At 72.1% G+C, this 23,401-nt stretch carries 17 protein-coding genes; 14 read left to right on the top strand and 3 right to left on the bottom strand.

The window, feature by feature from the left end; genetic code table 11:
• The 7 genes from ACN28C_RS30560 (at position 1) to ACN28C_RS30530 (ending at position 8,611) form a co-directional block, all read left to right on the top strand.
• The gene (locus ACN28C_RS30560) at positions 1-915 is read left to right on the top strand and encodes a DUF58 domain-containing protein (RefSeq protein WP_422770946.1); all 915 of its coding nucleotides are present in this window, start codon (positions 1-3) and stop codon (positions 913-915) included.
• Positions 912-1,895: a vWA domain-containing protein gene (locus ACN28C_RS30555; protein WP_422770945.1), complete on the top strand. Its 984-nt coding sequence runs from the start codon at positions 912-914 to the stop codon at positions 1,893-1,895. The genes ACN28C_RS30560 and ACN28C_RS30555 overlap by 4 nt, the downstream gene beginning before the upstream one ends.
• Positions 1,895-3,016: a VWA domain-containing protein gene (locus ACN28C_RS30550; RefSeq protein ID WP_422770944.1), complete on the top strand. Its 1,122-nt coding sequence runs from the start codon at positions 1,895-1,897 to the stop codon at positions 3,014-3,016. The genes ACN28C_RS30555 and ACN28C_RS30550 overlap by 1 nt, the downstream gene beginning before the upstream one ends.
• Before the next feature lie 224 nt (positions 3,017-3,240).
• Positions 3,241-3,765, top strand: coding sequence for an RNA polymerase sigma factor (locus ACN28C_RS30545; protein ID WP_422770943.1), 525 nt, complete (start codon positions 3,241-3,243; stop codon positions 3,763-3,765).
• Positions 3,758-4,930, top strand: a complete 1,173-nt coding sequence (locus tag ACN28C_RS30540; RefSeq protein ID WP_422770942.1) for a hypothetical protein — start codon at positions 3,758-3,760, stop codon at positions 4,928-4,930. The genes ACN28C_RS30545 and ACN28C_RS30540 overlap by 8 nt, the downstream gene beginning before the upstream one ends.
• A 255-nt stretch (positions 4,931-5,185) precedes the next feature.
• A complete protein-coding gene (locus tag ACN28C_RS30535) occupies positions 5,186-7,528 on the top strand; it encodes a SulP family inorganic anion transporter (RefSeq protein ID WP_422770941.1) in 2,343 nt (780 codons plus the stop codon).
• A gap of 291 nt (positions 7,529-7,819) precedes the next feature.
• Positions 7,820-8,611 (top strand): maleylpyruvate isomerase family mycothiol-dependent enzyme, encoded by a 792-nt coding sequence (locus ACN28C_RS30530; RefSeq protein ID WP_422770940.1) that lies wholly within the window; start codon positions 7,820-7,822, stop codon positions 8,609-8,611.
• A 94-nt stretch (positions 8,612-8,705) separates the two neighbouring features.
• Here the strand turns inward: ACN28C_RS30530 and ilvD are convergent, their stop codons facing one another.
• Positions 8,706-10,553, bottom strand: a complete 1,848-nt coding sequence (gene ilvD, locus ACN28C_RS30525; protein ID WP_422770939.1) for a dihydroxy-acid dehydratase — start codon at positions 10,551-10,553, stop codon at positions 8,706-8,708.
• A gap of 291 nt (positions 10,554-10,844) precedes the next feature.
• Between ilvD and ACN28C_RS30520 the strand changes: the two genes are divergently transcribed.
• The 6 genes from ACN28C_RS30520 to serA all read left to right on the top strand — a co-directional run bounded on the left by ACN28C_RS30520 (position 10,845) and on the right by serA (position 20,413).
• Positions 10,845-13,184 (top strand): putative bifunctional diguanylate cyclase/phosphodiesterase, encoded by a 2,340-nt coding sequence (locus ACN28C_RS30520; RefSeq protein WP_422774872.1) that lies wholly within the window; start codon positions 10,845-10,847, stop codon positions 13,182-13,184.
• A 282-nt stretch (positions 13,185-13,466) separates the two neighbouring features.
• Positions 13,467-15,410 (top strand): acetolactate synthase large subunit, encoded by a 1,944-nt coding sequence (locus tag ACN28C_RS30515; RefSeq protein WP_422770938.1) that lies wholly within the window; start codon positions 13,467-13,469, stop codon positions 15,408-15,410.
• A gap of 10 nt (positions 15,411-15,420) precedes the next feature.
• A complete protein-coding gene (gene ilvN / locus ACN28C_RS30510; RefSeq protein WP_421491354.1) occupies positions 15,421-15,936 on the top strand; it encodes an acetolactate synthase small subunit in 516 nt (171 codons plus the stop codon).
• A 70-nt stretch (positions 15,937-16,006) separates the two neighbouring features.
• Positions 16,007-17,020, top strand: a complete 1,014-nt coding sequence (gene ilvC, locus ACN28C_RS30505; RefSeq protein WP_422770937.1) for a ketol-acid reductoisomerase — start codon at positions 16,007-16,009, stop codon at positions 17,018-17,020.
• 151 nt (positions 17,021-17,171) lie between these two features.
• A complete protein-coding gene (mpgS, locus tag ACN28C_RS30500) occupies positions 17,172-18,467 on the top strand; it encodes a mannosyl-3-phosphoglycerate synthase (protein ID WP_422770936.1) in 1,296 nt (431 codons plus the stop codon).
• A gap of 341 nt (positions 18,468-18,808) precedes the next feature.
• The gene (gene serA, locus ACN28C_RS30495) at positions 18,809-20,413 is read left to right on the top strand and encodes a phosphoglycerate dehydrogenase (protein ID WP_422770935.1); all 1,605 of its coding nucleotides are present in this window, start codon (positions 18,809-18,811) and stop codon (positions 20,411-20,413) included.
• Positions 20,414-20,506: 93 nt separating this feature from the next.
• Here the strand turns inward: serA and ACN28C_RS30490 are convergent, their stop codons facing one another.
• Complete coding sequence (locus tag ACN28C_RS30490) at positions 20,507-20,860, bottom strand: hypothetical protein (RefSeq protein WP_422770934.1); 354 nt, start codon at positions 20,858-20,860, stop codon at positions 20,507-20,509.
• A 378-nt stretch (positions 20,861-21,238) separates the two neighbouring features.
• The gene (locus ACN28C_RS30485) at positions 21,239-22,084 is read right to left on the bottom strand and encodes an FAD:protein FMN transferase (protein ID WP_422770933.1); all 846 of its coding nucleotides are present in this window, start codon (positions 22,082-22,084) and stop codon (positions 21,239-21,241) included.
• Between the two features lie 243 nt (positions 22,085-22,327).
• Here ACN28C_RS30485 and ACN28C_RS30480 point away from each other — a divergent pair, with 243 nt between their 5' ends.
• Entirely contained in the window at positions 22,328-23,359 is a 1,032-nt protein-coding gene (locus tag ACN28C_RS30480; protein WP_422774871.1) for a 3-isopropylmalate dehydrogenase, read from the top strand.
• The last annotated feature ends 42 nt before the right edge of the window (positions 23,360-23,401 follow it).

Below are 23,401 nucleotides of genomic sequence, written 5' to 3'. Positions count from 1 at the left end.
ATGGCCACCGTCCCCGACCGGCTGCTGCGGCGCCTGGAGTGGCGGCTCCGGCGCCGCCTCGACGGGCGCCTCCAGGGCGGTTACCGCACGGTGTGGCAGGGCGCCGGCATCGACGTCACCGACCTGCGTGTCTACACGCCGGAGGACGACGTCCGGCACATCGACTGGAACGTCACGGCCCGGCTGGACGAGCCGTACGTCCGGCAGTACACGGAGGACCGGGAACTGACCGCCTGGCTGGTCGTCGACCGCTCCGCCTCGATGCGCTTCGGTCGCCCCCGTGACGCGGTCGACGGCGGTACGGGTCAGGGCAAGGAGTCCGTGGCGACCGAGCTGGCGGTCGGGCTGGGCCGGCTGGTGGCGCAGGGTGGCAACCGGGTCGGCGCGATCCTCTACGACAACGGCGCCCACCGGGTGATCCCACCCCGGACCGGCCGCGACCAGGTCCTGCGCATCGCACACGAGCTGCTGCGCCCGCAGCCGGCTGCCGGCCCCGGCGCCACCACCGACCTGGCCGCGATGCTGCGGCTCGCCGCCACCACCGTCGCGCGCCGCCGCAGCCTGGTCTTCGTGCTCTCCGACTTCATCGGCGACCCGGACTGGGAGCGCCCGCTCACCATGCTGACCCACCGCCACGAGGTGGTGGTGATCCGGGTGCTCGACCCGGCGGAACTCGAGCTTCCGGACCTCGGCCTGATCCTGGTCGAGGACGCCGAAACCGGCGAGCAACTGCTCGTGGACACCAGCGATCCCCTGCTGCGGGGCCGCCTCACCGCCCAGGTCGACGCGCGCGAGGAGGCACTGGCGGAGGGGATGCGGCGGGCCGGGGTGGAGCTCCGGCACGTCGGCACCGACGAGGAGGCGCTCACCGTACTCGTGAGCATGACCCGCCGCTCGGGACGGAGGCACCGGTGACCTTCCACCACCCGCTCGTGCTGGCCGCCGCCGTACTGGTCACGGCCGCCGTGACGGCCGGCTACGTGGCGCTGCAGCGCCGCCGTGGCGCGGCGCTGGCCGCCGCCGGCCTCGGGGGACCGACCGGCCGTGGTGCGCGGCGGGCGGCGCTGCGCCGCCACCTGCCGTACGCGCTGCTCCTCGCCGCCCTGCCGGTCCTGCTGGTGGGGCTGGCCCGCCCGCAGGCCGAGATGGTCGTGCCGCGGGCGGCCGGCACGGTGGTGCTGGCGTTCGACGTCTCCAACAGCATGTCCGCCGAGGACGTGGCCCCGACCCGGCTCGCCGCCGCGCAGTCCGCCGCGATCGGCTTCGTCGAGGAGCAGCCGGACTCGGTCGACGTGGCCGTGCTGGCCTTCGGCGAGCAGGCGCTGCTGACCCAGGAGCCGACCGCCGACCACGCCGCCGCGGTGGCCGCGATCAAACGGCTCGCCGCCAGTGGCGGCACCGCCCTCGGGCAGGCGATCCTCGTCGCGCTCGGCACCATCACCGGTCGGCCGGTCAGCCTGCCGGCCGACGGGGCGGCCGTGACGACGGAGCAACTCGGCTACTGGCCCTCGGCGACGATCGTGGTCTTCTCGGACGGCCAGCAGACCGGTGGGCCGGACGCGGTGGCAGCGGCCGAACTCGCCGCCGCCGCCGGGGTACGCATCCAGACCGTCGGGGTCGGCACCGTGCGGGGCACCACCGTCGAGGTCGACGGCTACCAGCTCGGTACCGCGCTGGACGAGACGCTGCTGACCGCGGTCGCGCAGACCACCGGCGGCGCCCACCACCCGGCCGGTGACGAGGCCACGCTGGCCGACACGACCAGATCGCTCGACCTGCGGCTGACCACCCGCACGGAGCCGGTCGAGCTGACCGCCCCGTTCGCCGGTGCCGCCCTGCTGCTGCTGACCGCCGGTGGACTGCTCGGCATCCGTTGGCAGGGAAGGATCGTCTGATGTCGTTCGATTGGCCGTGGGCGCTGACCGCGCTGCTGGTCGCGCCCCTGCTGCTGGCGGTCCGGTGGTGGCTGAACCGGCGCCGCAAGCGGGTCGCCGTCACCGTCTCCAGCGTGGCGCTGATCCGGACCGCGCTGCCCGGCCCCGTGTCGTGGCGCCGCCGGGTCCCGGTCCTCCTCTTCCTCACCGGGCTCCTCGCACTGGCGGCGGGACTGGCCCGGCCGCAGGCGACGGTCGCCGTACCGTCGAACGACACCTCGATCCTGCTGGCGATCGACATCTCCGGCTCGATGTGCAGCACCGACATCGCGCCCAACCGGCTGGCCGTGGCGAGCGACGCGGCCCGGGACTTCATCGAGGCGCAGGCGGGGGACACCCGGATCGGCCTGGTCGCGTTCTCCGGGATCGCCGGCCTGGTGGTGCCGCCCACCACCGACAGGGACGCCCTGCTCGACGCCATCGACACCCTGAGGACCGCCAGGGGTACGGCGATCGGCCAGGCGATCCTGACCGCCATCGACGCGATAGCGGAGACCAACCCGAACGTCGCCGCCACCGGCGTCGACCTCGGCGAGGCCGCCCCGGGCGCCCTCGGCGACTACCAGCCCGACACCATCGTCGTACTCACCGACGGCTCGAACACCACCGGCGTCGCTCCGGTCACCGCGGCCGAGCAGGCCGCCGCGCGCCGGATTCGTGTCTACACCATCGGGTTCGGCACCACCGAGCCCGCGCCGATGGTCTGCACCGCCGACCAGATCAGCGACGATTCCTACTTCGGCCGCCGCTCGCGCGGTGACCTGCCGGCCTGGACCGGGCGGAGCCGTTACCTGGATCTCGACGAGGAGGCGCTGACCCGGGTCGCGGACGTCTCGGGCGGGCGCTACTTCCGGGCGGAGGACGCCGACGAGCTGACCGACGTCCTCGCCGACCTGCCCCGGGAGTTCGGCCTGCACGAGCAGGACGTCGAGATCAGTGTCTGGTTCGCGCTCGCCGGCGGGGTGCTGGCCTTCACCGGCGTAGGGCTCGCCCTCTGGTGGAACCGGGTCCCCGGCGGCCCGGCGCCCGGCACGACCACGCCGGCCGCGTTCCGGCGGCGCGAGGGATCCCTCTCCGGCTGATCCCTCTCCGGCTGATTCCTACCTTGCGCCCTCCCGTCGGATCCGCCCTCCCGTCGGATCCGCCCTCCCGTCGGATCCGCCCACCGGCGGGGCGCCGCTGCCCGGACGAGCTCCGGCCACCGGTGCCCGAACAGCCTCGCAACCTTGTCGCGCCCTGGCACGTGTTGGAGCTGCCTGCCCGACAACGGCTGGTGGCGGGCGGAGGGAAGGACAGTGTGACTTCAGTGACGGCACAGGAGGACGCTGCACCCGCCGTCGACGTCCAGCGGGACTTCGACGAGTTCTACGCGGCGGCATTCCCGGTCTTGAGATCGCAGCTCTTCGCGTACCTGGGGGATCGGGCCGAGGCGCAGGACGTGGTGCAGGAGGCGTTCTGCCGGGCGTTCGCCAGATGGCAGAAGATCAGCGGATACCAGGATCCCTTCGCCTGGGTGCGCAGGGTTGCCTGGAACCTGGCCACCAGTCGCCTGCGCCGTCGCAGAACCGCTCTGAACTTCGTGCGGAGACAGCGTGTCGAGTATGCCGCCGGGCCCTCACCCGACCGGGTCGCCCTGGTGGCGGCGCTGGCGAAGATTCCGGCGCAGCTACGCAGGGCCGTGGTGCTGCACTACATCGGTGGGCTGACGGTCGCGGAGATCGCCGAGCAGACCGACGCGGCCGAGGGAACGGTCAAGAGTTGGCTGAGCCGGGGCCGCGCGGCACTGGGCGAGCAGTTGGCGGAGGGCAGGGAAGGCAGGAGCGATGTCTGAGTCCTACGACAACCTGATCGACGACGCCCTCGGGGACTTCCATGCCGTCGAGGCGGCGACTGCCGGGCCGGTGCCGGCTGCCGGCACGGTACGGGCGACGGTCCGGCACCGCCGACGGGTACGCCTCGGCACGCTCAGCGTGCTCGCTGCGATCGTGGTCGCCATACCCATCGCGGCGCTCGCTGCCAACCCGCAGGGTGACAATCCGCCACCCGATCCGGCGGTCTCGGACCGGCCGAGCCCGACCGCGCCGGTCACGCCCACACCGGGCGCGTCGGCGTCACGGTCGTCGCCGACGCCGGCACCGCCGGTCGACGGTCGGATCACGCTTCGGGAGTTGGGCCGGACGGAGGTCGAGATCCCCCCGTTCCGGACCAGCGCCTGTCCGGACACGAGGGTCAAGCTGCCGGCGAAGGAGTCCGGTGCGATGTACGCCCGGTGGGTGGAGAAGGTGGTGCACACCAACCTCGACGGCGACTCCGCACTGGAGACGGCCGCGCTGCTCCTCTGTCGGGCCGGCGAGGCACCGGACAGCCAGGTGGTGGGCTTCGACCGCGACGCCTCCGGAAAGATCCGCACCCTGGGATTGATCGTCGGCCAGGAGGAGATGTTGAACATCCGCGACATCGGCGTCCGTCCCGGTGGTGGCATCGTCGCCGATGTCACTGACATGATCGCCTGCTGTGGCGTCCCGGCCTCTCGCGAGCGCCGGCAACAACGCGAGTACGGGTGGGACGGGACGAGGTTCACACAGGTCGGCGGAGCGACCATCTGGGGCGACCCGAGGTTTGTGACCGATCTGGAGGTGCTGGTCAGCGACGTGGTGCTGGGGCCGGTGACGGACGGGAAGCGGTTCGGCAGCGCGACCGTGACCGTGCGGAACAACGGTCCCCGGGCGTCCGGACGGTTCCAGGTGGGATTCGGCGCCTGCACCTTCGACTGCGCCGCGTTCCCCGACTGGGCCTGGGGCGACCACGACACCTACCAGCCGCCACTGGAACCGGGCCGGAGTGTCAGGGTCGAGGTCGAGGGCGGTTTCGACCCGGACACGCCGGGCGGCGCGATCACGGCGATGCTGCGGGTGGTCGGCAGGAGCGACGGGAACAGGATGGACGACTCCGACCCGACCAACGACACGGTGGTGTTCCGGGTCCGGATCGGCTGACCGGCCCCGCTCCGGCAGGGACCGGGATCTCGCGCCGGCGGGTCCACGGTCGGGCCGGAGCCGCATGCCCCGAAGACGGCAAAATAGTACATGATCGCTATAAGGTATTCATACCTGGTAAAGATAGAATTGCCGCCAGAACAGCGACTAGTACCCCTCTTCCGATTAATCATCTCGTAACGCGCATTTGTCATGCCGAAATCGGTCGGCAACATTCTCTGCTGTCGTGCTGGCGGCGGAGCCGGAGGAGGCAACATGTCGCCCACGTCAATCAGCCCGGCCCGGGCATCGGCGCGATTCCGCTCCTGGGTCACCGGAGACCTGCGGTACGACCTCCCGGCATCGCTCGTCGTCTTCCTGGTCGCGGTGCCGCTCTCCCTCGGCATCGCCGCCGCCTCCGGTGCCCCGGTGGCTGCCGGACTGATCGCGGCGGTGGTCGGTGGAGTGGTGGCCGGCCTCTTCGGCGGGTCGGCGCTCCAGGTCACCGGCCCGGCGGCCGGGCTGACCGTCGTGGTGGCGGAGCTGGTCATCCGGTTCGGCTGGGCGGCCACCTGCGCGATCACCGCAGCGGCCGGGCTGGTGCAGGTCGCGTTCGGGCTGTGCCGGACCGCGCGGACGGCGCTGGCCCTCTCGCCGGCGATCGTGCACGGCATGCTCGCCGGCATCGGCATCACCATCGTGCTCGGCCAACTGCACGTCCTGCTCGGCGGCGAACCGGGCAGTACACCGGTGCGCAATCTCCTCGACCTGCCCGCCCAGCTCGCCAGCAGGCACGACCACGCCGCGCTGATCGGGCTGACCGTGATCGGGCTGCTGCTGCTCTGGCCCCGGCTTCCGGCGCCGGTCCGCCGGGTACCCGGCCCGCTCGTCGCCGTCACCGCCGCCACCCTCGCCGCGCTCATCTGGGACGACGTCGACCTGGCCAGAGTCGAGATGCCCGGTTCGCTGCTGGCAGCCGTGCAGCTGCCGGCACTGCCCGGCGGCGCCTGGCCGGCCGTCGCCGCCGCGGTGCTCACCGTCGCCGTGATCGCCAGCGTGGAGAGCCTGCTCTCGGCCACGGCCGTCGACCGGCTGGCCGCTGCCCGGGCCACCACCCCGGGCGCCGGCCCGGCCCGGCCGACCAACCTGGACCGGGAGATGATCGGCCAGGGCCTGGCAAACAGCGTCTCCGGGCTGCTCGGCGGGCTGCCCGTGACCGGCGTCATCGTGCGCAGCTCCACCAACGTCCACGCCGGAGCCCGGACCCGCGGCTCCGCCGTCCTGCACGGGATCTGGGTACTCCTCTTCGCGGTGCTGCTCGTCGTGCTCGTCGAGCGGATCCCGATGGCGGCGCTTGCCGGGCTGCTCGTCGTGGTCGGCATGCAGCTGGTCAAGATCTCTGACATCCGGCGGGTACGCCGGCACCGCGAGCTGGCCGTCTATGTCGCGACCGCGCTCGGCGTCGTGCTGCTCAACCTGCTCGAAGGCGTACTCATCGGACTCGTCCTGGCGGTCGTGCTGATCCTGCGGCGGGTGGTCTGGGCGAAGGTGCACGCCGAGCGGGGACCAACCCGGCCCTCCGGTCGTGAGCACTGGTCCGTGCATGTCGAGGGCACGCTCAGCTTCCTCGCCATCCCACGGCTCTCCGCCGTCCTCGGAAGGGTGCCGCCGGGCAGCGCCGTCGACCTGGAACTGGCCACGGACTTCCTGGACCACGCGGCCTTCGACCATCTCGACTGGTGGGTACGCCAGCACGAGGCCACCGGCGGGACCGTACACCTCGACGAGATCGGTCCGGCAGCGTTGCGCGGCGACCAGCCCCGGCCGTTGCGGCGGATACACGCGCTGGTGCCGCCACGCTGGTTCTCACCCTGGTCGAGCTGGCAGGCCCGGCAGGCCGACGGCGCGGGCGGTGGCCCCACGGAGCATCCGACGTCCCCCGACGCCGTCGCGCTCCGGCCGCTACACGCCGGAGTACGTGAATACCATCGCCGCTCGGCCGCCCGCCTGCTGCCGTTCCTCACCGAGTTGGGCGGCCGGCACACGCCGCGTAGTCTCTTCCTGACCTGTGCCGACGCCCGGATCGTGCCCAACGTGATCACCAGCAGCGGTCCGGGTGACCTTTTCACGGTGCGCAACATCGGCAACCTGATCCCGGCCGACCACGATGCGGAGACCTCGGTCGCCGCCGCCGTCTCGTACGCGGTCGAGGTTCTCCAGGTGCGGGTACTGCTGGTCTGCGGCCACTCCGGCTGCGGCGCCATGCACGGGTTGCTCGGCGGGCGCGGCGGGGAGGAGAGCCCGCTCGGCCGGTGGCTGCGGTGGGGGATGCCGAGCCTGGAGGCGTGGCGGTCCGGTCACCCGGTCGGGCTGGCCGCCGCCGACCAGGCACGCCCCGAGGTGGACCAGTTGGCGATGGTCAACGTCGCACATCAGGTCGCGGTGCTCCGGGAGTTCCTCGCCGGCCGCGACGTCGATCCGGCAGAGCTGTCGGTGCGCGGCCTCTTCTTCGACATCCCGACCGGACTGCTGCTCCTCCTCGACGAGCGACGGCAGCGGTTCGCCGCGCCGCCCGAGCAGGAGCTGGAGATCAGCACCGCCGGCTTTGCGCGTCCTTGAGTCGGCGGCACCTCCTCTCCGATGCCCCGGCGAGCGGAGATCGCCCGCCGGGCACGGTTGTCAGGTATCGGCAGAACTGTCGACGTCATCGGGGACAAGTCTCGACCGTCCCAGCATCGCCGCGACCTGTCACATCTGACAATCATCGGCCTGCCCCGCGTAGCCCCGTCCTGTCCGCAGAGTGGGTAACGGCCGGAGGGGTCGGCTTCGGTCGGCGCCAGCGGGCATGATTGCGGGTGGCGCGCCGGCCGATCCGGAGCCGGCGACGTACGACCCGGGAGACAGGAAGACATGCCCACTACTGCCGACACGACCATCGCAGCCCTCCGCTCGGGCCATGACGAGCTCGCGGCACTCGTCCGCGACCTCGGCCCGACCGATCTGACAAGGCCGTCCGGCGCCAGCGAGTGGCAGGTGTCCCAGGTGCTCAGCCATCTCGGCAGTGGCGCCGAGATCAGCGAGGCGACCCTCGACGCGGCGCTGCGCGGTGCCCCCGCTCCCGACGCGGACTTCAACAAGCAGGTCTGGGCCCGCTGGGACGCGATGAGCCCGATCGCGCACGCCGAGGGGTTCCTCGACGCCAACCGGCGGCTCGTCGAGCGGTACGAGTCGCTGGACGCCGCCACCCGGGAGAGCATCCGAATCGACCTCGGCTTCCTGCCCGACCCGGTCGACCTGGGGACGGCGGCCGGGATGCGGCTGAGCGAGTTCGCGCTGCACGAGTGGGACGTGGAGGTCGGCTTCAACCGGTACGCGACGGTGGCGCCGGAGGCGGTGCCGCTGCTCCTCGACCAGCTCGACCGCCTGCTCGGCTGGATCGGTCGACCGGACGCGATCGCCGATCTGCCGGTGGAGCTGGCGCTGCGGCTGAGCGACCCGGATCGCTCCCTCGGGCTGCGGCTGGCCGACCGGGTCTCGCTGGCGGGGGCACCGGAACAGCCGGCCGGCGAGATCGCCGGACCGGCGGAGGCGTTCCTGCGGCTGGCCGCGGGCCGGCTGGCCCCGGAGCACACGCCCGAGACGATGACCGTCACCGGCCCGCTCGACCTGGACGACCTGCGCCGGGTCTTCCCCGGCTACTGACCGCCGGGCCACCGAGCTGGCGCGAGGGGCGGCTGCGGGCCGCCCCTCGCACGGCGTGGCCGAAATCACCTGGCAAGCGCCCCGCCCGGTCAGCTCACTCCGGGACGCGCCGGTAGGCGCCGTCGCTGGCCGAGGTCGCCATCGAGGCGTACGCACGCAGCGCGGCGGAGACCGGCCGCTCCCGGTCCACCGGGGTGTACGGCCGTTCCCGCTTCTCCTGCGCGATCCGGCGCGCCTCCAGCACCTCCGGCGCAACCGCCAGCTCGATGCTCCGGCTCGGGATGTCGATGACGATCTCGTCACCGGTCTCGACCAGCGCGATCAGCCCGCCGCCGGCCGCCTCCGGCGAGACGTGCCCGATGGAGAGCCCGGAGGTGCCGCCGGAGAACCGACCGTCGGTGATCAGCGCGCACTCCCGGCCGAGCCCACGGCCCTTGAGGAACGAGGTGGGGTAGAGCATCTCCTGCATCCCCGGCCCGCCCTTCGGGCCCTCGTAGCGGATCACCACCACGTCCCCGGCGACGACCTGCTTGCCGAGGATCGCGTCGACGGCGGCCTCCTGTGACTCGTAGACCTTGGCCGGGCCCCGGAAGGTGAGGCACTCGGCCGGCACCCCGGCGGTCTTGACCACCGCGCCCTCCGGGGCGAGGTTGCCGTGCAGGATCGCCAGCCCGCCGTCGGCGGTGTAGGCGTGCTCGCGGTCCCGGATGCAGCCCCCGGCCGCGTCGGTGTCAAGCGTGGACCAGCGGTTGGTGGTGGAGAACGGCTCGGTGGTGCGCACCCCGCCAGGGGCGGCGTGGAAGAGCTCGAGCGCCTCGCGGCTCGGGCTGCCGCCCCGGACGTCCCAGGTCGCCAGCCAGCCGTCCAGGTCGGCCGAGTGCACGGCGTGGACGTCCCGGCGCAGCAGCCCGGCCCGGTCCAGCTCACCGAGGATCGCCGGGATGCCGCCGGCCCGGTGCACGTCCTCCATGTGGTATTTCGGCGAGTTCGGCGCGACCTTGGCCAGGCAGGGGACGCGGCGGGAGATCTCGTCGATGTCGGCGACGCCGAAGTCGAGCTCCGCCTCCCGGGCGGCGGCCAGCAGGTGCAGAACGGTGTTGGTGGAGCCGCCCATCGCCACGTCCAGGGCGACCGCGTTCTCGAAGGCGGCCCGGGAGGCGATCGCCCGCGGCAGCACCGAGGCGTCGTCCTCGGCGTACCAGCGGTTGGCGATCTCCACGACGAGCCGGCCGGCCCGCTCGAAGAGCGCCCGGCGTGCGGCGTGGGTGGCCAGCGTCGAACCGTTGCCCGGCAGTGCCAGGCCGATCGCCTCGGTGAGGCAGTTCATCGAGTTGGCGGTGAACATGCCGGAGCAGGAGCCGCAGGTCGGGCAGGCGGAGCGCTCGATCGCGCCGAGCTGGTCGTCGGTGACCGCGTCGTTCGACGAGGCGATCATCGCGTCGATGAGGTCGATCTTGTCGTGCACGATGCCCTCGATCGCCACCGTCTTGCCGGCCTCCATCGGCCCGCCGGAGACGAAGACGGTCGGGATGTCGAGCCGGAGCGCGGCGAGCAGCATCCCGGGGGTGATCTTGTCGCAGTTGGAGATGCAGACCAGGGCGTCCGCGCAGTGCGCGTTGACCATGTATTCGACCGCGTCGGCGATCAGCTCCCGGCTCGGCAGCGAGTAGAGCATGCCGCCGTGCCCCATCGCGATGCCGTCGTCGACCGCGATGGTGTTGAACTCCCGGCCGACCCCGCCGGCCTCCGCCACCGCGTCCGCGACCAGGCCGCCGAGGTCCTTGAGGTGTACGTGGCCCGGCACGAACTGGGTGAAACTGTTGGCGATGGCGACGATCGGCTTGCCGAAGTCGTCGTCGGTCATCCCGGTCGCCCGCCAGAGGGCGCGGGCACCGGCCATCGTCCGGCCGTGCGTGGAGGTCTTCGACCGCAGCTCAGGCATCTGACCAGTGTGGCACTCCCGCCCGCACCCCGCCGCCCCCGAGCCCCACCCCGCCCAACCACCGAGACACCGAAGGTGTAAGGAAGGGCCCCCGCTACAACAGAAAACGATAAGCGGGGGCCCTTCCTTACACCCGATGCCCGAATGGGCGGGTTGTGCCTCTGATCGAGTAACCGGCGCGCGCTCCCCCATGGAGTGGGGTCGATCCGGCAGAGTGAAGGCGTGCAACTCGCCTCCGGTGTGCCGGTCCTCGCCGTGGTGACCGGCCTTGCGTCCGGCTTCGGGCCGGTCATGCTGGCGTTCTCGGCACAGCGGCACGCCGGCGCGCGCAGGGTCGGCTGCTGGCTGCTCGCCGCCGGTGGTGCGCTGGCGGCGGCCAGCGCCGGCCTGGGAATGTTCGTGGTGGTCACGCTCGCCGAGCAGTGGAGCCGGGAGCAGGACCAGCGAACCGCGTTGGGCACCGTGGTCGCGGCCGGGATGGCGCTGGGCGCGGCGCTGCTCTGCGCCGGGCTGCTCCGGTTGCCCGGCGTCGCCGAGAGCGGTGCGGCGGCCCTCCGGCTGGTCCTGGACGGGCTGGTGATCGGGGCGGCGCTCTGGTTCGTCGGCTGGGTGCTGCTCGCCGAGCCGACCCGGGTGCTCGGTGACCTGACTCCGCGAGGCTGCCCGGCGATCCTGACGGCGACGGTGACGGCGGCGGTGGCGGTGGGGCTGGCCTTCATCGTCGGTGTCCGGGTCCGGGCGCCCAGAGGCGGGCTGTGGCTGGCCGGCGCCGGAGTGATCGTGGTGGCCGGGTGCGGGCTGGCCATCTCGGCCGGGGTCTCCCAGGCGGGGCCGGTGGTCGCGCTGGTCGGTGCGGTGCTGCTGCCGTTCGGGCTGTTGATGATCGCCCTGGCGGGGCGGGCGTCGGTGCCGGTGGGTGGTCCGGACGGTGACCTGATCCGGCGCGGTACGTCGTATGCCTTCCTGCCGATGGTGGCGATGGCGGTCTCCGCCCTCTACCACCTGGTGGTCGGCGGCAACTTCACGATCTTCGCGGTGGTGGCCGGCATCGTGGAGGGGTTCGCCCTGGTCTTCCGGCAGTCCCTGGCCCTCAACGACGTACGCGCCTATGCCGGGCGGCTCGCCGAGCGGGAGGCGCACTTCCGGGAACTGGCGCACACCGACCCGCTGACCGGGCTCGCCAACCGCCGGGGCCTGCTCCGGGCGGTGCAGCGGCAGGCCGGCGGGGAGGAGCCCTGCGTGCTGCTGGGCCTGGACCTCGACGGCTTCAAGAACGTCAACGACATGCGCGGGCACGACGTCGGCGACGCGGTGCTGGTCGAGGTGGGGCGGCGGCTGCGCGGCAACCTGCGCCCCGGCGACCTGGCGGCCCGGCTCGGCGGCGACGAGTTCGCGGTGCTGATGCGGGGTGGACCGGCCGAGGCGGAACGGGTCGCGGAGCGGCTGCTCGGGGTCGTCGGATCGGCGTACCGGCACGAGCTCGGGTCGGTCTTCCTGTCGGTGAGCATCGGGGTGGCCGACGGTGCCGAGGCGGCGGACGTGGAGACCCTGCTGCGCAACGCCGACCTGGCGCTGCGCTACGCCAAGCAGCGCGGCAAGAACCGCGTCGAGCGGTACGACGTGGCCTACGACAACCTGCTGCGCCGGCGTACCACGCTGGAGCACGAGCTGCGGGGCGCGATCGAGCGGGACGAGCTCTACCTGGCCTTCCAGCCGGTGGTGGCGGTCCCGTCCGTCCGGCCGGTCGGCGCGGAGGCGCTGCTGCGCTGGCACCACCCGGAACTGGGCAACGTGGGTCCGGACGAGTTCATCCCGCTCGCCGAGGAGTGCGGGATGATCGCCAAGCTCGGCGCCTGGGTGCTGCACCGCGCCTGCCACCAGCTTTCCATCTGGCTCACCGCCGGGCACGACGTCTGGGTCTCGGTGAACGTCTCGCCCCGGGAGCTGCACGCCCCGGAGTACGTCGTCCAGGTCACCGAGGCGTTGCGCGCGCACCGGGTGCCGCCGCAGCGGCTGGTGCTGGAGGTGACCGAGCACGCCGTGGCGACCGACCTGGACGAGCTGATCCGGCGGTTGCGGGCGTTGCGGCGGACCGGGGTGCGGATCGCGCTGGACGACTTCGGCGCCGGCTATTCGTCGCTGGGGCAGCTCCGCCGTCTGCCGCTCGACATCCTCAAGATCGACCACAGCCTGGTCGCCGGCCCGGAGCCGGTCCGGCCGCCGGACGGGCCGGCCTTCGCCCCGATGGTGGACATCGTGATGCGGCTCGGCCACCAGCTCGGCCTGGAGGTGATCGCCGAGGGGGTGACCAACCCGACCGAGCTGGCCGCCGTGGTCGAGGCCGGCTGTCGCTTCGGGCAGGGCCAGCTCTTCGGCTGGGGGGTGCCGGCCGAGCACCTGGAGGCGATGCTGGAGGCGGCCAGCCCGCCGGAGGGGAACGGGCCGGAGTCGCGTACTCCTGGCGGCCGGGGCGGCGGGGCGGCCGACGGCACCCTCGGGAAGGGGTCGAACCGCACGGCGGGCAACCGGGCGGCGCCCCGGCAGCGCCGGCCGAGCGACGCGGGTCCGAAAACCGACTCCGTCCAGAATGCGGGATCAGTTGACTCAGGGCGTGAGATGCGTCAGGCTTAGCCGCATGTCTGTGACTAGGTCCTTTCGAGTACTTATCTGAGCGCACTCTCGACTCTCGAGAGTGCGCAGGCCCCGTGCATCCGGCACGAGGGCCGTTTTTATTGGCCACGTACCTCGTTGGCGGGGCGGCCACCCTCGTCGGGCGTGCCGGTCCCTGCCGGTTCGTGCGGCCGGCCTGCCGGTTCGTGCGGCCGGCCCGCCGGAGATCGCCAGCGGAGGCGTGGCACGCGCGCACCCCATACCTCGAAAGACCACTGCTCCGAGCCGAAGGCCTGAATAGCCATGACGAGACCCACACCCGAGACCCTCGCCAACAGCGCGCGCCGGCACCGCTCCGCCGCCGCTGCCGAGGGCGGCAGCGACCCCTCCGACCAGTTCCCCCGCCGGCTCCGCCCCGGCGCACAGCCGGCCGGCGAGCACTCCGGCCCGCCCGGTGAGCCGGGCGCCCGCACCGTCGCCGGTGCCGGCCAGGTGGTAGCGCCGGTCCAGGTCAGCGGGGCCGGTTCGCTGGTGAAGTCGCTGGAGGCGCTCGGCGTCGAGGTCGCGTTCGGCATCCCGGGCGGGGCGATCCTGCCGGCGTACGACCCGCTCTACGACTCGTCGGTCCGGCACATCCTGGTCCGGCACGAGCAGGGCGCCGGGCACGCCGCCACCGGCTACGCGCAGGCGACCGGCCGGGTCGGGGTCTGCATCGCCACCTCCGGTCCGGGCGCCACCAACCTGGTGACGCCGATCGCGGACGCGTACATGGACTCGGTGCCGATGGTGGCGATCACCGGTCAGGTGGCGCGGCCGGCGATCGGCACGGACGCCTTCCAGGAGGCCGACATCCAGGGGATCACCCTGCCGATCACCAAGCACAACTTCCTGGTGCAGACCGCCGAGGAGATCCCGCGGATCCTGGCCGAGGCGTTCCACCTCGCCGCCACCGGCCGGCCCGGCCCGGTGCTGGTGGACATCCCGAAGGACGTTCTACAGGCGCAGACCACCTTCTCCTGGCCGCCGACCCTGGACCTGCCGGGCTACCGGCCGACCCTGCACCCGCACGGCAAGCAGATCCGGGAGGCGGCCCGGCTGATGACCACGGCCCGCCGTCCGGTGCTCTACGTCGGCGGCGGCGTGCTCAAGGCCGGTGCCACCGAGGGGCTGCGCACGCTGGCCGAGCTGACCGGGATCCCGGTGATCACCACGCTGATGGCCCGGGGCGCCTTCCCTGACTCGCACCCGCAGCACCTGGGGATGCCGGGCATGCACGGAACGGTCGCCGCCGTTTACGGCCTGCAGAAGTCGGACCTGATCGTGGCTCTGGGAGCCAGGTTCGACGACCGGGTGACCGGCAAGCTGGACTCGTTCGCCCCGGGGGCGGCGATCGTGCACGCCGACATCGACCCGGCGGAGATCGGCAAGAACCGCGCCGCCGACGTGCCGATCGTCGGCGACGCCAAGTACGTCATCGACGAGCTGATCGAGGCGGTCCGGGCGGCCACGGCGGGACAGCCGGCGGTCGACCGGACGGAGTGGTGGGCCCAACTCGACGACCTGCGGGAGCGCTATCCGCTCGGCTACGACGAGCCGACCGACGGCACCCTGGCCCCGCAGTACGTGATCGAGCGGCTGGGCGCGATCGCCGGGCCGGAAGCGATCTACGTGGCCGGGGTCGGCCAGCACCAGATGTGGGCCGCGCAGTTCGTCTCCTACGAGAAGCCGCACACCTGGCTCAACTCCGGCGGTCTCGGCACGATGGGCTACGCCGTGCCGGCGGCGATGGGTGCCAAGGTCGGCAGGCCGGAGGCCACGGTCTGGGCGGTCGACGGCGACGGCTGCTTCCAGATGACCAACCAGGAGCTGGCGACCTGCGCCCTGGAGGGGATTCCGGTCAAGATCGCAGTGATCAACAACGGCAATCTGGGCATGGTCCGGCAGTGGCAGACCCTCTTCTACGGTGAGCGCTACTCCAACACCGAGCTGGGCACCCACAAGCACCGCATCCCCGACTTCGTCAAGCTGGCCGAGGCGCTCGGCTGCGTCGGGCTGCGCTGCGAGAGCAGGGCCGACGTGGACAAGACCATCAAGGCCGCGATGGAGATCAACGACGCGCCGGTGGTGATCGACTTCGTGGTCGGCAAGGACGCGATGGTCTGGCCGATGGTGGCCGCCGGCACCAGCAACGACGAGATCATGTTCGCCCGCGGGGTCCGCCCCGCCTTCGACGACGACGACCTGTGAGGCAGTGCAGATGAGTAGGCACACGCTGTCCGTGCTGGTGGAGAACAAGCCCGGTGTCCTGGCCCGGGTGAGTGGGCTCTTCTCCCGCCGGGGGTTCAACATCGACTCGCTCGCCGTCGGTGAGACGGAGAACCCGGACGTCTCCCGGATCACCATCGTGGTCAACGCGCACTCCTCGCCGCTGGAGCAGGTGACCAAGCAGCTCAACAAGCTGGTGAACGTGCTGAAGATCGTCGAGCTGGACCCGTCGGTCTCGGTCGCCCGGGAGCTGGTGCTGGTCAAGGTCCGGGCCGACCGGTCGCAGCGGGCCCAGGTGCTGGAGACGGTGAACCTGTTCCGGGCCCGGGTGGTGGACGTCGCACCGGACACCCTCACCATCGAGGCGACCGGCACCGTCGACAAACTGGACGCGCTGCTGCGCGACCTCGAACCGTTCGGAATCAAGGAAATGGTGCAGTCGGGTCTGGTGGCGATCGGCCGGGGCTCCCGCTCGATCACCACCGGCTCGGCGCTGCGGGCCGCCTGAGCACGGCGGATGCCGCACAACGATTGGCAACGGCGGGCCCGGCCGGGTCGCGCCGCAGGAGAGGAAAGTCATGACCGCTGAGGTGTTCTACGACGACGACGCCGACCTGTCGCTCATCCAGAGCAAGAAGGTCGCGGTGCTCGGGTACGGCAGCCAGGGCCACGCCCACGCGCTGTCCCTGCGCGACTCGGGCGTCGACGTGGTGATCGGTCTCCCGGAGGGTTCGAAGAGCCGGGCCAAGGCAGAGGAGCAGGGCCTGCGGGTGCTGACCCCGGCCGAGGCGTCGGCCGAGGCCGACGTGATCATGGTGTTGGCGCCGGACACCGCGCAGCGGTCGCTCTACGCCGAGGCCATCGCGCCCAACCTGAGCGCGGGCAAGGCGATCTTCTTCGGCCACGGCCTCAACATCCGGTACGGCTTCATCACGCCCCCGGCCGACGTGGACGTGGCGATGGTCGCGCCGAAGGGCCCGGGTCACCTGGTCCGCCGGCAGTACGTCGACGGCAAGGGCGTGCCCTGCCTGGTCGCGGTGGAGCAGGATGCCACCGGCACCGCCTTCCCGCTGGCGCTGGCCTACACCAGGGCGATCGGCGGTACCCGGGCGGGTGCGATCCGCACCACCTTCAAGGAGGAGACCGAGACCGACCTCTTCGGCGAGCAGGCGGTGCTCTGCGGCGGTGCCTCGGCGCTGGTGCAGACCGGGTTCGAGGTGCTGACCGAGGCCGGCTACGCCCCCGAGGTGGCGTACTTCGAGTGCCTGCACGAGCTGAAGCTGATCGTCGACCTGATGTACGAGGGTGGCATCGCCCGGATGCGTTACAGCGTCTCCGACACCGCCGAGTACGGCGACTACTCACGCGGTCCACGCGTCGTCGACGCTCGGGTCAAGGACGAGATGCGCAAGATCCTCTCCGAGATCCAGTCCGGCGAGTTCGCCCGCGAGTGGATCGCCGAGGACGACGCGGGCCGGCCCAACTTCACCAAGTGGCGGGCCGAGGGCGCGGCGCACCCGATCGAGGAGACCGGCAAGAAGCTGCGCGGCATGATGAGCTGGGTCGACCGGCCGATCACCGAGACGGCCTGACGCGGCGGGCCGCTCCGGGTCGGCGCGTACCGGCCCGGGGCGGCACCCGCGAGAGCTGGAGATCCACCGCGTTACCGGATCTTCCTCCGCCGCGTTACCGGATCATTGCCATTCCACGTCCAATCGATGCGTCGGAGATCGTGGTCAGGAAATGGCCGGCGGTTACGCGCCGTTAATGCGTCCGCTCGGGTACTGTCGCCGCATGCGTCTGGAGCAATCGCACCGCACCGAGCGTTTCGGCGCCGTTCGCATCCACGAACTTCAGCGTGTCCTACAGCTGGACTCGGGAGACGCCACGGGGTCCACCAGCGAGGGGATCGTCTCGCAGGCGGCGATGCGCGCGATCGAGCGGCAGATGGTGATAGTCATTCCCTGCATGAATGAGACACGCAGAGTAATCGAAGGCGTGCTCTCGGGGATACCGCACGACTGCCTGATCGTGTTGGTCTCGAACAGCGCCCGACATCCTGTCGATCGCTACGACATGGAGGCGCAGACGCTGGAGCAGCACTGCCGGGCGACCGAGCGGCCGGCGGTGATGGTGCACCAGCGGGACCCGGGACTGGCCGCCGCGTTCAAGGCCGCCGGCATGCCCGAACTGATCGACGACGCCGGGCTGGTCCGGGCCGGCAAGGGTGAGGCGATGCTGATCGGCATGGCCGTCGCCGCGCTGACCGGCCGGAAATACATCGGCTATATCGACGCCGACAACTATGTGCCGGGTGCCGTACACGAGTACGTCAAGGTGTACGCCGCCGGCCTGCACCTGGCCGCCAATCCGTACGCGATGGTCCGGATCTCCTGGCACTCGAAGCCGAAACTCCGGGACGGCCGGCTCTTCTTCAGCCGGCGCGGCCGGAGCTCAGAGATCACCAACGAGTTCCTGAACCGGCTGGTGGCCGAATACTCCGGCTTCGGGACCGAAGTGATCGCCACCGGCAATGCCGGTGAACACGCCCTCAGCCTCGACCTCGGGCTACGGATGCGGCTGGCCGGCGGCTTCGCCGTCGAGCCGTTCGAGTTCGTGGAGCTCTTCGAGCAGTTCGGCGGGATACTCGACACCGCGCATCCGGAGGTGATGACGAGTTCCGTCCCGGTGCTCCAGGTCGAGACCCGTAACCCGCACTTCCACGACAACAAGGGCGAGGACCACGTGCAGGGCATGCGGATGCAGGCGCTGAACGTGCTCTACCACTCGCCGGTCTCGCTGCCCCCGGTCCGCCAGGCGATCCTCGACTTCATGGTCGCCCAGCAGGCGCTCGCGCCCGGCGAGGAGCCGCCCCGGGAACGGATCTACCCGCCGGTCGGCTCGCTCGACCTGGACCTGCTCCGCGACGTGCTGGAGTCGGAGGCAGGCACCTTCCGCCAGCTCGGCACCCGCTCGCTGGTCGCCCAGCCCAGGTCGCGCCCCGAGTGGCCCGAGCACCACGTGGTCGTCTCGGGCTGACCGGGCCGCCGGCCGGGGCGCCGTTCCGCAGGCCGAGGCGCCTGGCCCGGGTGTGCCGGGCGTGGTCGGTCGGCGGTGCCGACCGGTGGTCGGGGGACCGGGTGTGTCGGGTTTCTGCGCCGGTGGGCAGGTGGGGAGGGCTTGTGAGGGCACTCACGCGCATCCACGCCGCACGGTGCGCAGCAGGACGCCTACGATCGGCAGGAAAGGTGCTCCGCGTCGTGCGGGCCGTCGTCCCGTTGGCCCGCACGACGCGGACGCACCCGTTTGGCGCAAGCGCGGGACGCAGTGCGGCGCCCACGTGGCCACAGACCTCGCCCTGACGACACATACGAGGACCAATGACTCCCGTCGTACTGATCGCTGAAGAGCTCGCTCCCGCCGCCATCGACGTGCTCGCGCACGACTTCGACGTACGCCACGTCGACGGTACCGACCGCCCGGCCCTGCTCAGCGCACTCGCCGAGGCCGACGCGGTCATCGTACGCAGCGCCACCCAGATCGATGCCGAGGCCATCGCCGCAGCGCCCCGGCTCAGGGTGGTCGCCCGGGCGGGGGTCGGGCTCGACAACGTCGAGGTGACGGCGGCGACCGCCCGGGGCGTGATGGTGGTCAACGCGCCGACCTCCAACATCGTCTCCGCCGCCGAGCAGGCGGTCGCGCTGCTGCTGGCGGTCGCCCGGAACACCGCCAGCGCGAGCGCCGCGCTGAAGGCGGGGGAGTGGAAGCGGTCCAAGTACACCGGCGTCGAGATCCAGGGCAAGACCGTCGGCGTGGTCGGGCTGGGCCGGATCGGCGTGCTCTTCGCACAGCGCATCGCGGCGTTCGGCACCCGGATGATCGCGTACGACCCGTACGTGCAGCCGGCCCGGGCGGCGCAGCTCGGCGTCCGCCTGGTCGGGCTGGAGGAACTGCTCCGGGAGAGCGACTTCATCTCCATCCACCTGCCGAAGACCCCGGAGACGGTCGGCCTGCTCGGCGAGAAGGAGCTCGCCATGGTCAAGCCGGGCGTCCGGATCGTGAACGCGGCCCGGGGCGGGCTGATCGACGAGCAGGCGCTGGCCGACGCGATCGCCGAGGGTCGGGTCGGCGGCGCCGGCATCGACGTCTACGCCAAGGAGCCCTGCACCGCCTCGCCGCTCTTTGCCTTCGACAACGTGGTGGCCACCCCGCACCTGGGCGCCTCGACCGCCGAGGCGCAGGACAAGGCCGGCCTCGCGGTGGCCCGCAGCGTCAAGCTCGCCCTCCAGGGCGAGTTCGTGCCGGACGCGGTCAACGTGCAGACCGGCGGGGTCGTCGCCGAGGACGTCCGGCCGCTGCTGCCGCTCGCCGAGAAGCTGGGCAAGGTCTTCACCGCGGTGGCCGGCGGCGTCGCCGCCAGCGTGACCGTCGAGGTACGCGGCGAGATCGTCTCGCACGACGTCTCGGTGTTGAAGCTCGCCGCCACCAAGGGCCTCTTCACCTCCGTCGTGGAGGAGCAGGTGAGCTACGTCAACGCGCCGCTGCTCGCCGCCGACCGGGGCGTCACGGTGGCGCTGACCACGCACGCGGAGACCATCGACCACCCGAACCTGGTCACCGTGCGCGGTGCGCTGCCGGACGGGCGTACCGTGTCGGTCTCCGGCACCGCCCTGCACACCGGCACCCGTGACGTGCTCAAGCTGACCGAAGTGGACGGCTTCGACCTGGAGCTCGGCGCGGACGGGATCCTGCTCTTCTTCCGCTACGTCGACCGGCCGGGCGTGGTCGGCGCCATCGGCTCGATCCTCGGCGAGGCGGGCGTCAACATCGCGGCGATGCAGGTGGCCCGGCGGGAGGCTGGCGGCGAGGCGCTGATGACCCTGACGGTCGACTCGGCGACCGCGGCGGAGCTGCTCAGCTCGGCGGCCGACTCGATCGGTGCGGTCGCGGCGAGCGCCGCGGACCTGCGCGACGACGAGGTGTGACGGCGGCGCGGCAGTAGCCAACCGGTGTCCGGAACGGGCGGTAGCCGACCGGTGTCCGGAACGGGCGGTCGCCACTGCACCGCCCCGTTCCGGTCAACCGTTCACCGTGGTCGGCGGTGGATAGACCGAGCCGTCCTGCGGGTCGAGCAGCATCAGGCCGTGTTCCGCGGCGAGCCGTTCGATGTCGAGGAGCACCTGATCCGCGCAGGACTCGGTCAGGTTCATCTCGACGTGGTCCGTGGCGACGTGCAGGGGGGTCACCGCCCAGGGCGTGTCCGGCCCCGGCCGGTCCGGGTATCCGGCGGTGATCGCCCGGTAGAACGACGATATCCGTGGCGCCGGTTCGCCCCCGGCATGGTCGCCCTGCCGGCACCGGCCGTGGGCCGCGCGTACGTCCTCTGCGGCGGCGCCCGGCCCGAGCGCCCACACGATCAGATCGAAGCTCACGCCGGACTCCCGTACGCCGCGTCGGTTGACAGATCAGCACTCATGGGCGTACAGGGTGCCACTTGCGCGAGGAAGCGTCGCAACATGGGCCGCCGACACGCGGACGGGCAACTCTTGCGGGGACTTGCGTGTGGTCGATAGCGTATTGACGCGGATACCCGGCGAGTTCCTGGCGTGGACTCGTCTTCGGGTGATGAGGCGTCGCGCCGGCCGGGTAGCCAGCACCCCCGTGTGCGCGAGCCACGCGCACTCGTCGCTGATCGGCCCCCGCGATCGTTGCCGAGATCGCGGGGGCCGATCGCGTTCGCGGGTGCACCCCCGTCAAGGTGTTAGGAAGGGCCCCCGCTACAACAGAAAGCGATAAGCGGGGGCCCTTCCTTACAGGGCTTTGTAGCCGTCGCGGGTGGGGAACCAGGCGAGGCCGGGTCTGCCGGCGGCGAAGAGGGCGGTGGCGTAGCCGTCGGCGATCGAGAGGTCCGGGCCGACGACCGTGGCCGCGACCAGCTTGTCGGCGGGCTGGCCGGTGTGCGGGTCCACGACGTGGCCGCGCCGGCCGGCCACTCCGGAGGTGCCGATCGCGCCCGAGGTCATCTCCAGCATCGTGGCCGGCCGGTCGGCCCGGGTCGGGTGGTGCACCGCGATCCGCCAGGGGCCACCGTGCGGTGCGTGGCCGCGTACCACCAGGTCGGCGCCGCTGACCACGGCGTAGTCCTCGATGCCGGCGGCGCGTAGCCGCGCGGCGGCCCGCTCCACCGCCCAGCCCACCAGCAGGCCGCCGGGGTCGAAGCCGCCGGGGACCGCCCAGGCGTCGAACCAGCCGTCCGTGGCGGCGCGCATCGCGGCGCACCGGGCGACGATGTCGGCCAGTGGCGGGTATGCGTCGGCGGAGATCTCGCCCCGACGCAGCCGGGAGACCAGGCTGGCCGGCCGGGTCGGGCTGTAGGTGAGGTCGATCGCCCGCAGTTCGGCGACGGCGTCCCGCAGGGCACCGCCGACCTCGCGCCAGCCGGTGGCGCCGATCCCGTTCAGCACCAGCGTGTACTCGGCGATCGAGGTCTGCACGGTGTGCCGGGCGACCACCCGGTCGGTCAGGACCCCGCCCGGCCGGACGTTGCGCCAACCGGCGCCGAGCCGCAGGTCGGGCCGTCCCCGGCCCGTGGCGGGTGTCGGCGGCAGGCTCCGGCTACGCTGGCCGCGGCCCCGGCCGCCCCCTGGAATTCGCATGTTCGCACCCTGGATCCGCACGTTCCGCCCCCTGGATCGCAACTGGATTCCGCCCCGGGACATCCCACCCCCGCCGGGGCCTTCGCGCTCACCGTAAGCAGTGAAGATGGTGAGAGCATGAGTGCTTGCTGAGAAGCTCCTGTGCAGTTGATTTTCCACATGTTGGGAGCTGCGTACCGGGAGCCGGGACGGTCCCTTAACGTTCCTTAGACACGACGGAGGCAAGGGAGCTGGGACGTGGCGGTGGCGCGGATCGCGGTGGTGGCCGGCGACGGTATCGGACCGGAGGTGGTCGCGCAGGCCCGCAAGGTGCTCGACGCTGTGCTGCCCGGAGTCGAGGCCACCGAATACGACCTCGGTGCCGCGCGCTACCACCGGACCGGTGAGGTGCTGCCCGACTCGGTCCTGGCCGAGCTTGCCGAGCACGACGCGGTTCTGCTCGGGGCGGTCGGCGATCCGACGGTGCCGCCCGGCGTGCTGGAGCGGGGGTTGTTGCTCAAGCTCCGCTTCGAGTTCGACCAGTACGTCAACCTCCGGCCGGCCCGACTCTGGCCGGGCACCACCGGCCCGCTGGCCAGCGTCAAGCCGAACGAGATCGACCTGGTGGTAGTCCGGGAGGGCACCGAGGGGCTCTACGCCGGAGCCGGTGGCACGTTGCACCGGGACAGCCCGGCCGAGATCGCCACCGAGGAGAGCCTGAACACCCGGCACGGCGTCGAGCGGGTGATCCGGGACGCCTTCGCTCGGGCGGGGCGTCGGGAGCGCCGCAAGGTCACGCTGGTGCACAAGACAAACGTGCTGACCCACGCCGGCTCGCTCTGGGCCCGGACCTTCGCCGCCGTCGCCGCCGAGCATCCGGAGATCGAGACGGAGTACCAGCATGTCGACGCTGCCGCGATGTTCCTGGTCACCCAGCCGCAGCGGTACGACGTGGTGGTCACCGACAACCTCTTCGGCGACATCCTGACCGACATCGCCGCCGCGGTCACCGGCGGGATCGGGCTGGCCGCCAGCGGCAGCATCAACCCCGATCGGGCCCACCCGTCGATGTTCGAGCCGGTGCACGGTTCGGCGCCGGACATCGCCGGTCAGGGCGTGGCGGACCCGGCCGCGGCGGTGCTCTCCACCGCACTGCTCCTGGACCACCTGGGCCACCCGGACGCGGCCCGCCGAGTAACCGAGGCGGTCGCCGCCGAGCTGGCCACCCGTACCTCGATCTCGCCGCGGCGCACCGCCGACATCGGAGACCGGCTCGCCGCGCACGCGGCAACCTGAGCGTTTCCCGCGCCCGGCATCCCGAGCGGTCCTCCCGCCCAC

This window comes from Plantactinospora sp. WMMC1484, assembly GCF_049315195.1.
Classification (GTDB): Bacteria; Actinomycetota; Actinomycetes; order Mycobacteriales; family Micromonosporaceae; genus Plantactinospora.
The sequence above is the reverse complement of the archived record's forward strand: the minus strand, read 5'-3'. Positions and strand labels throughout refer to the sequence as shown.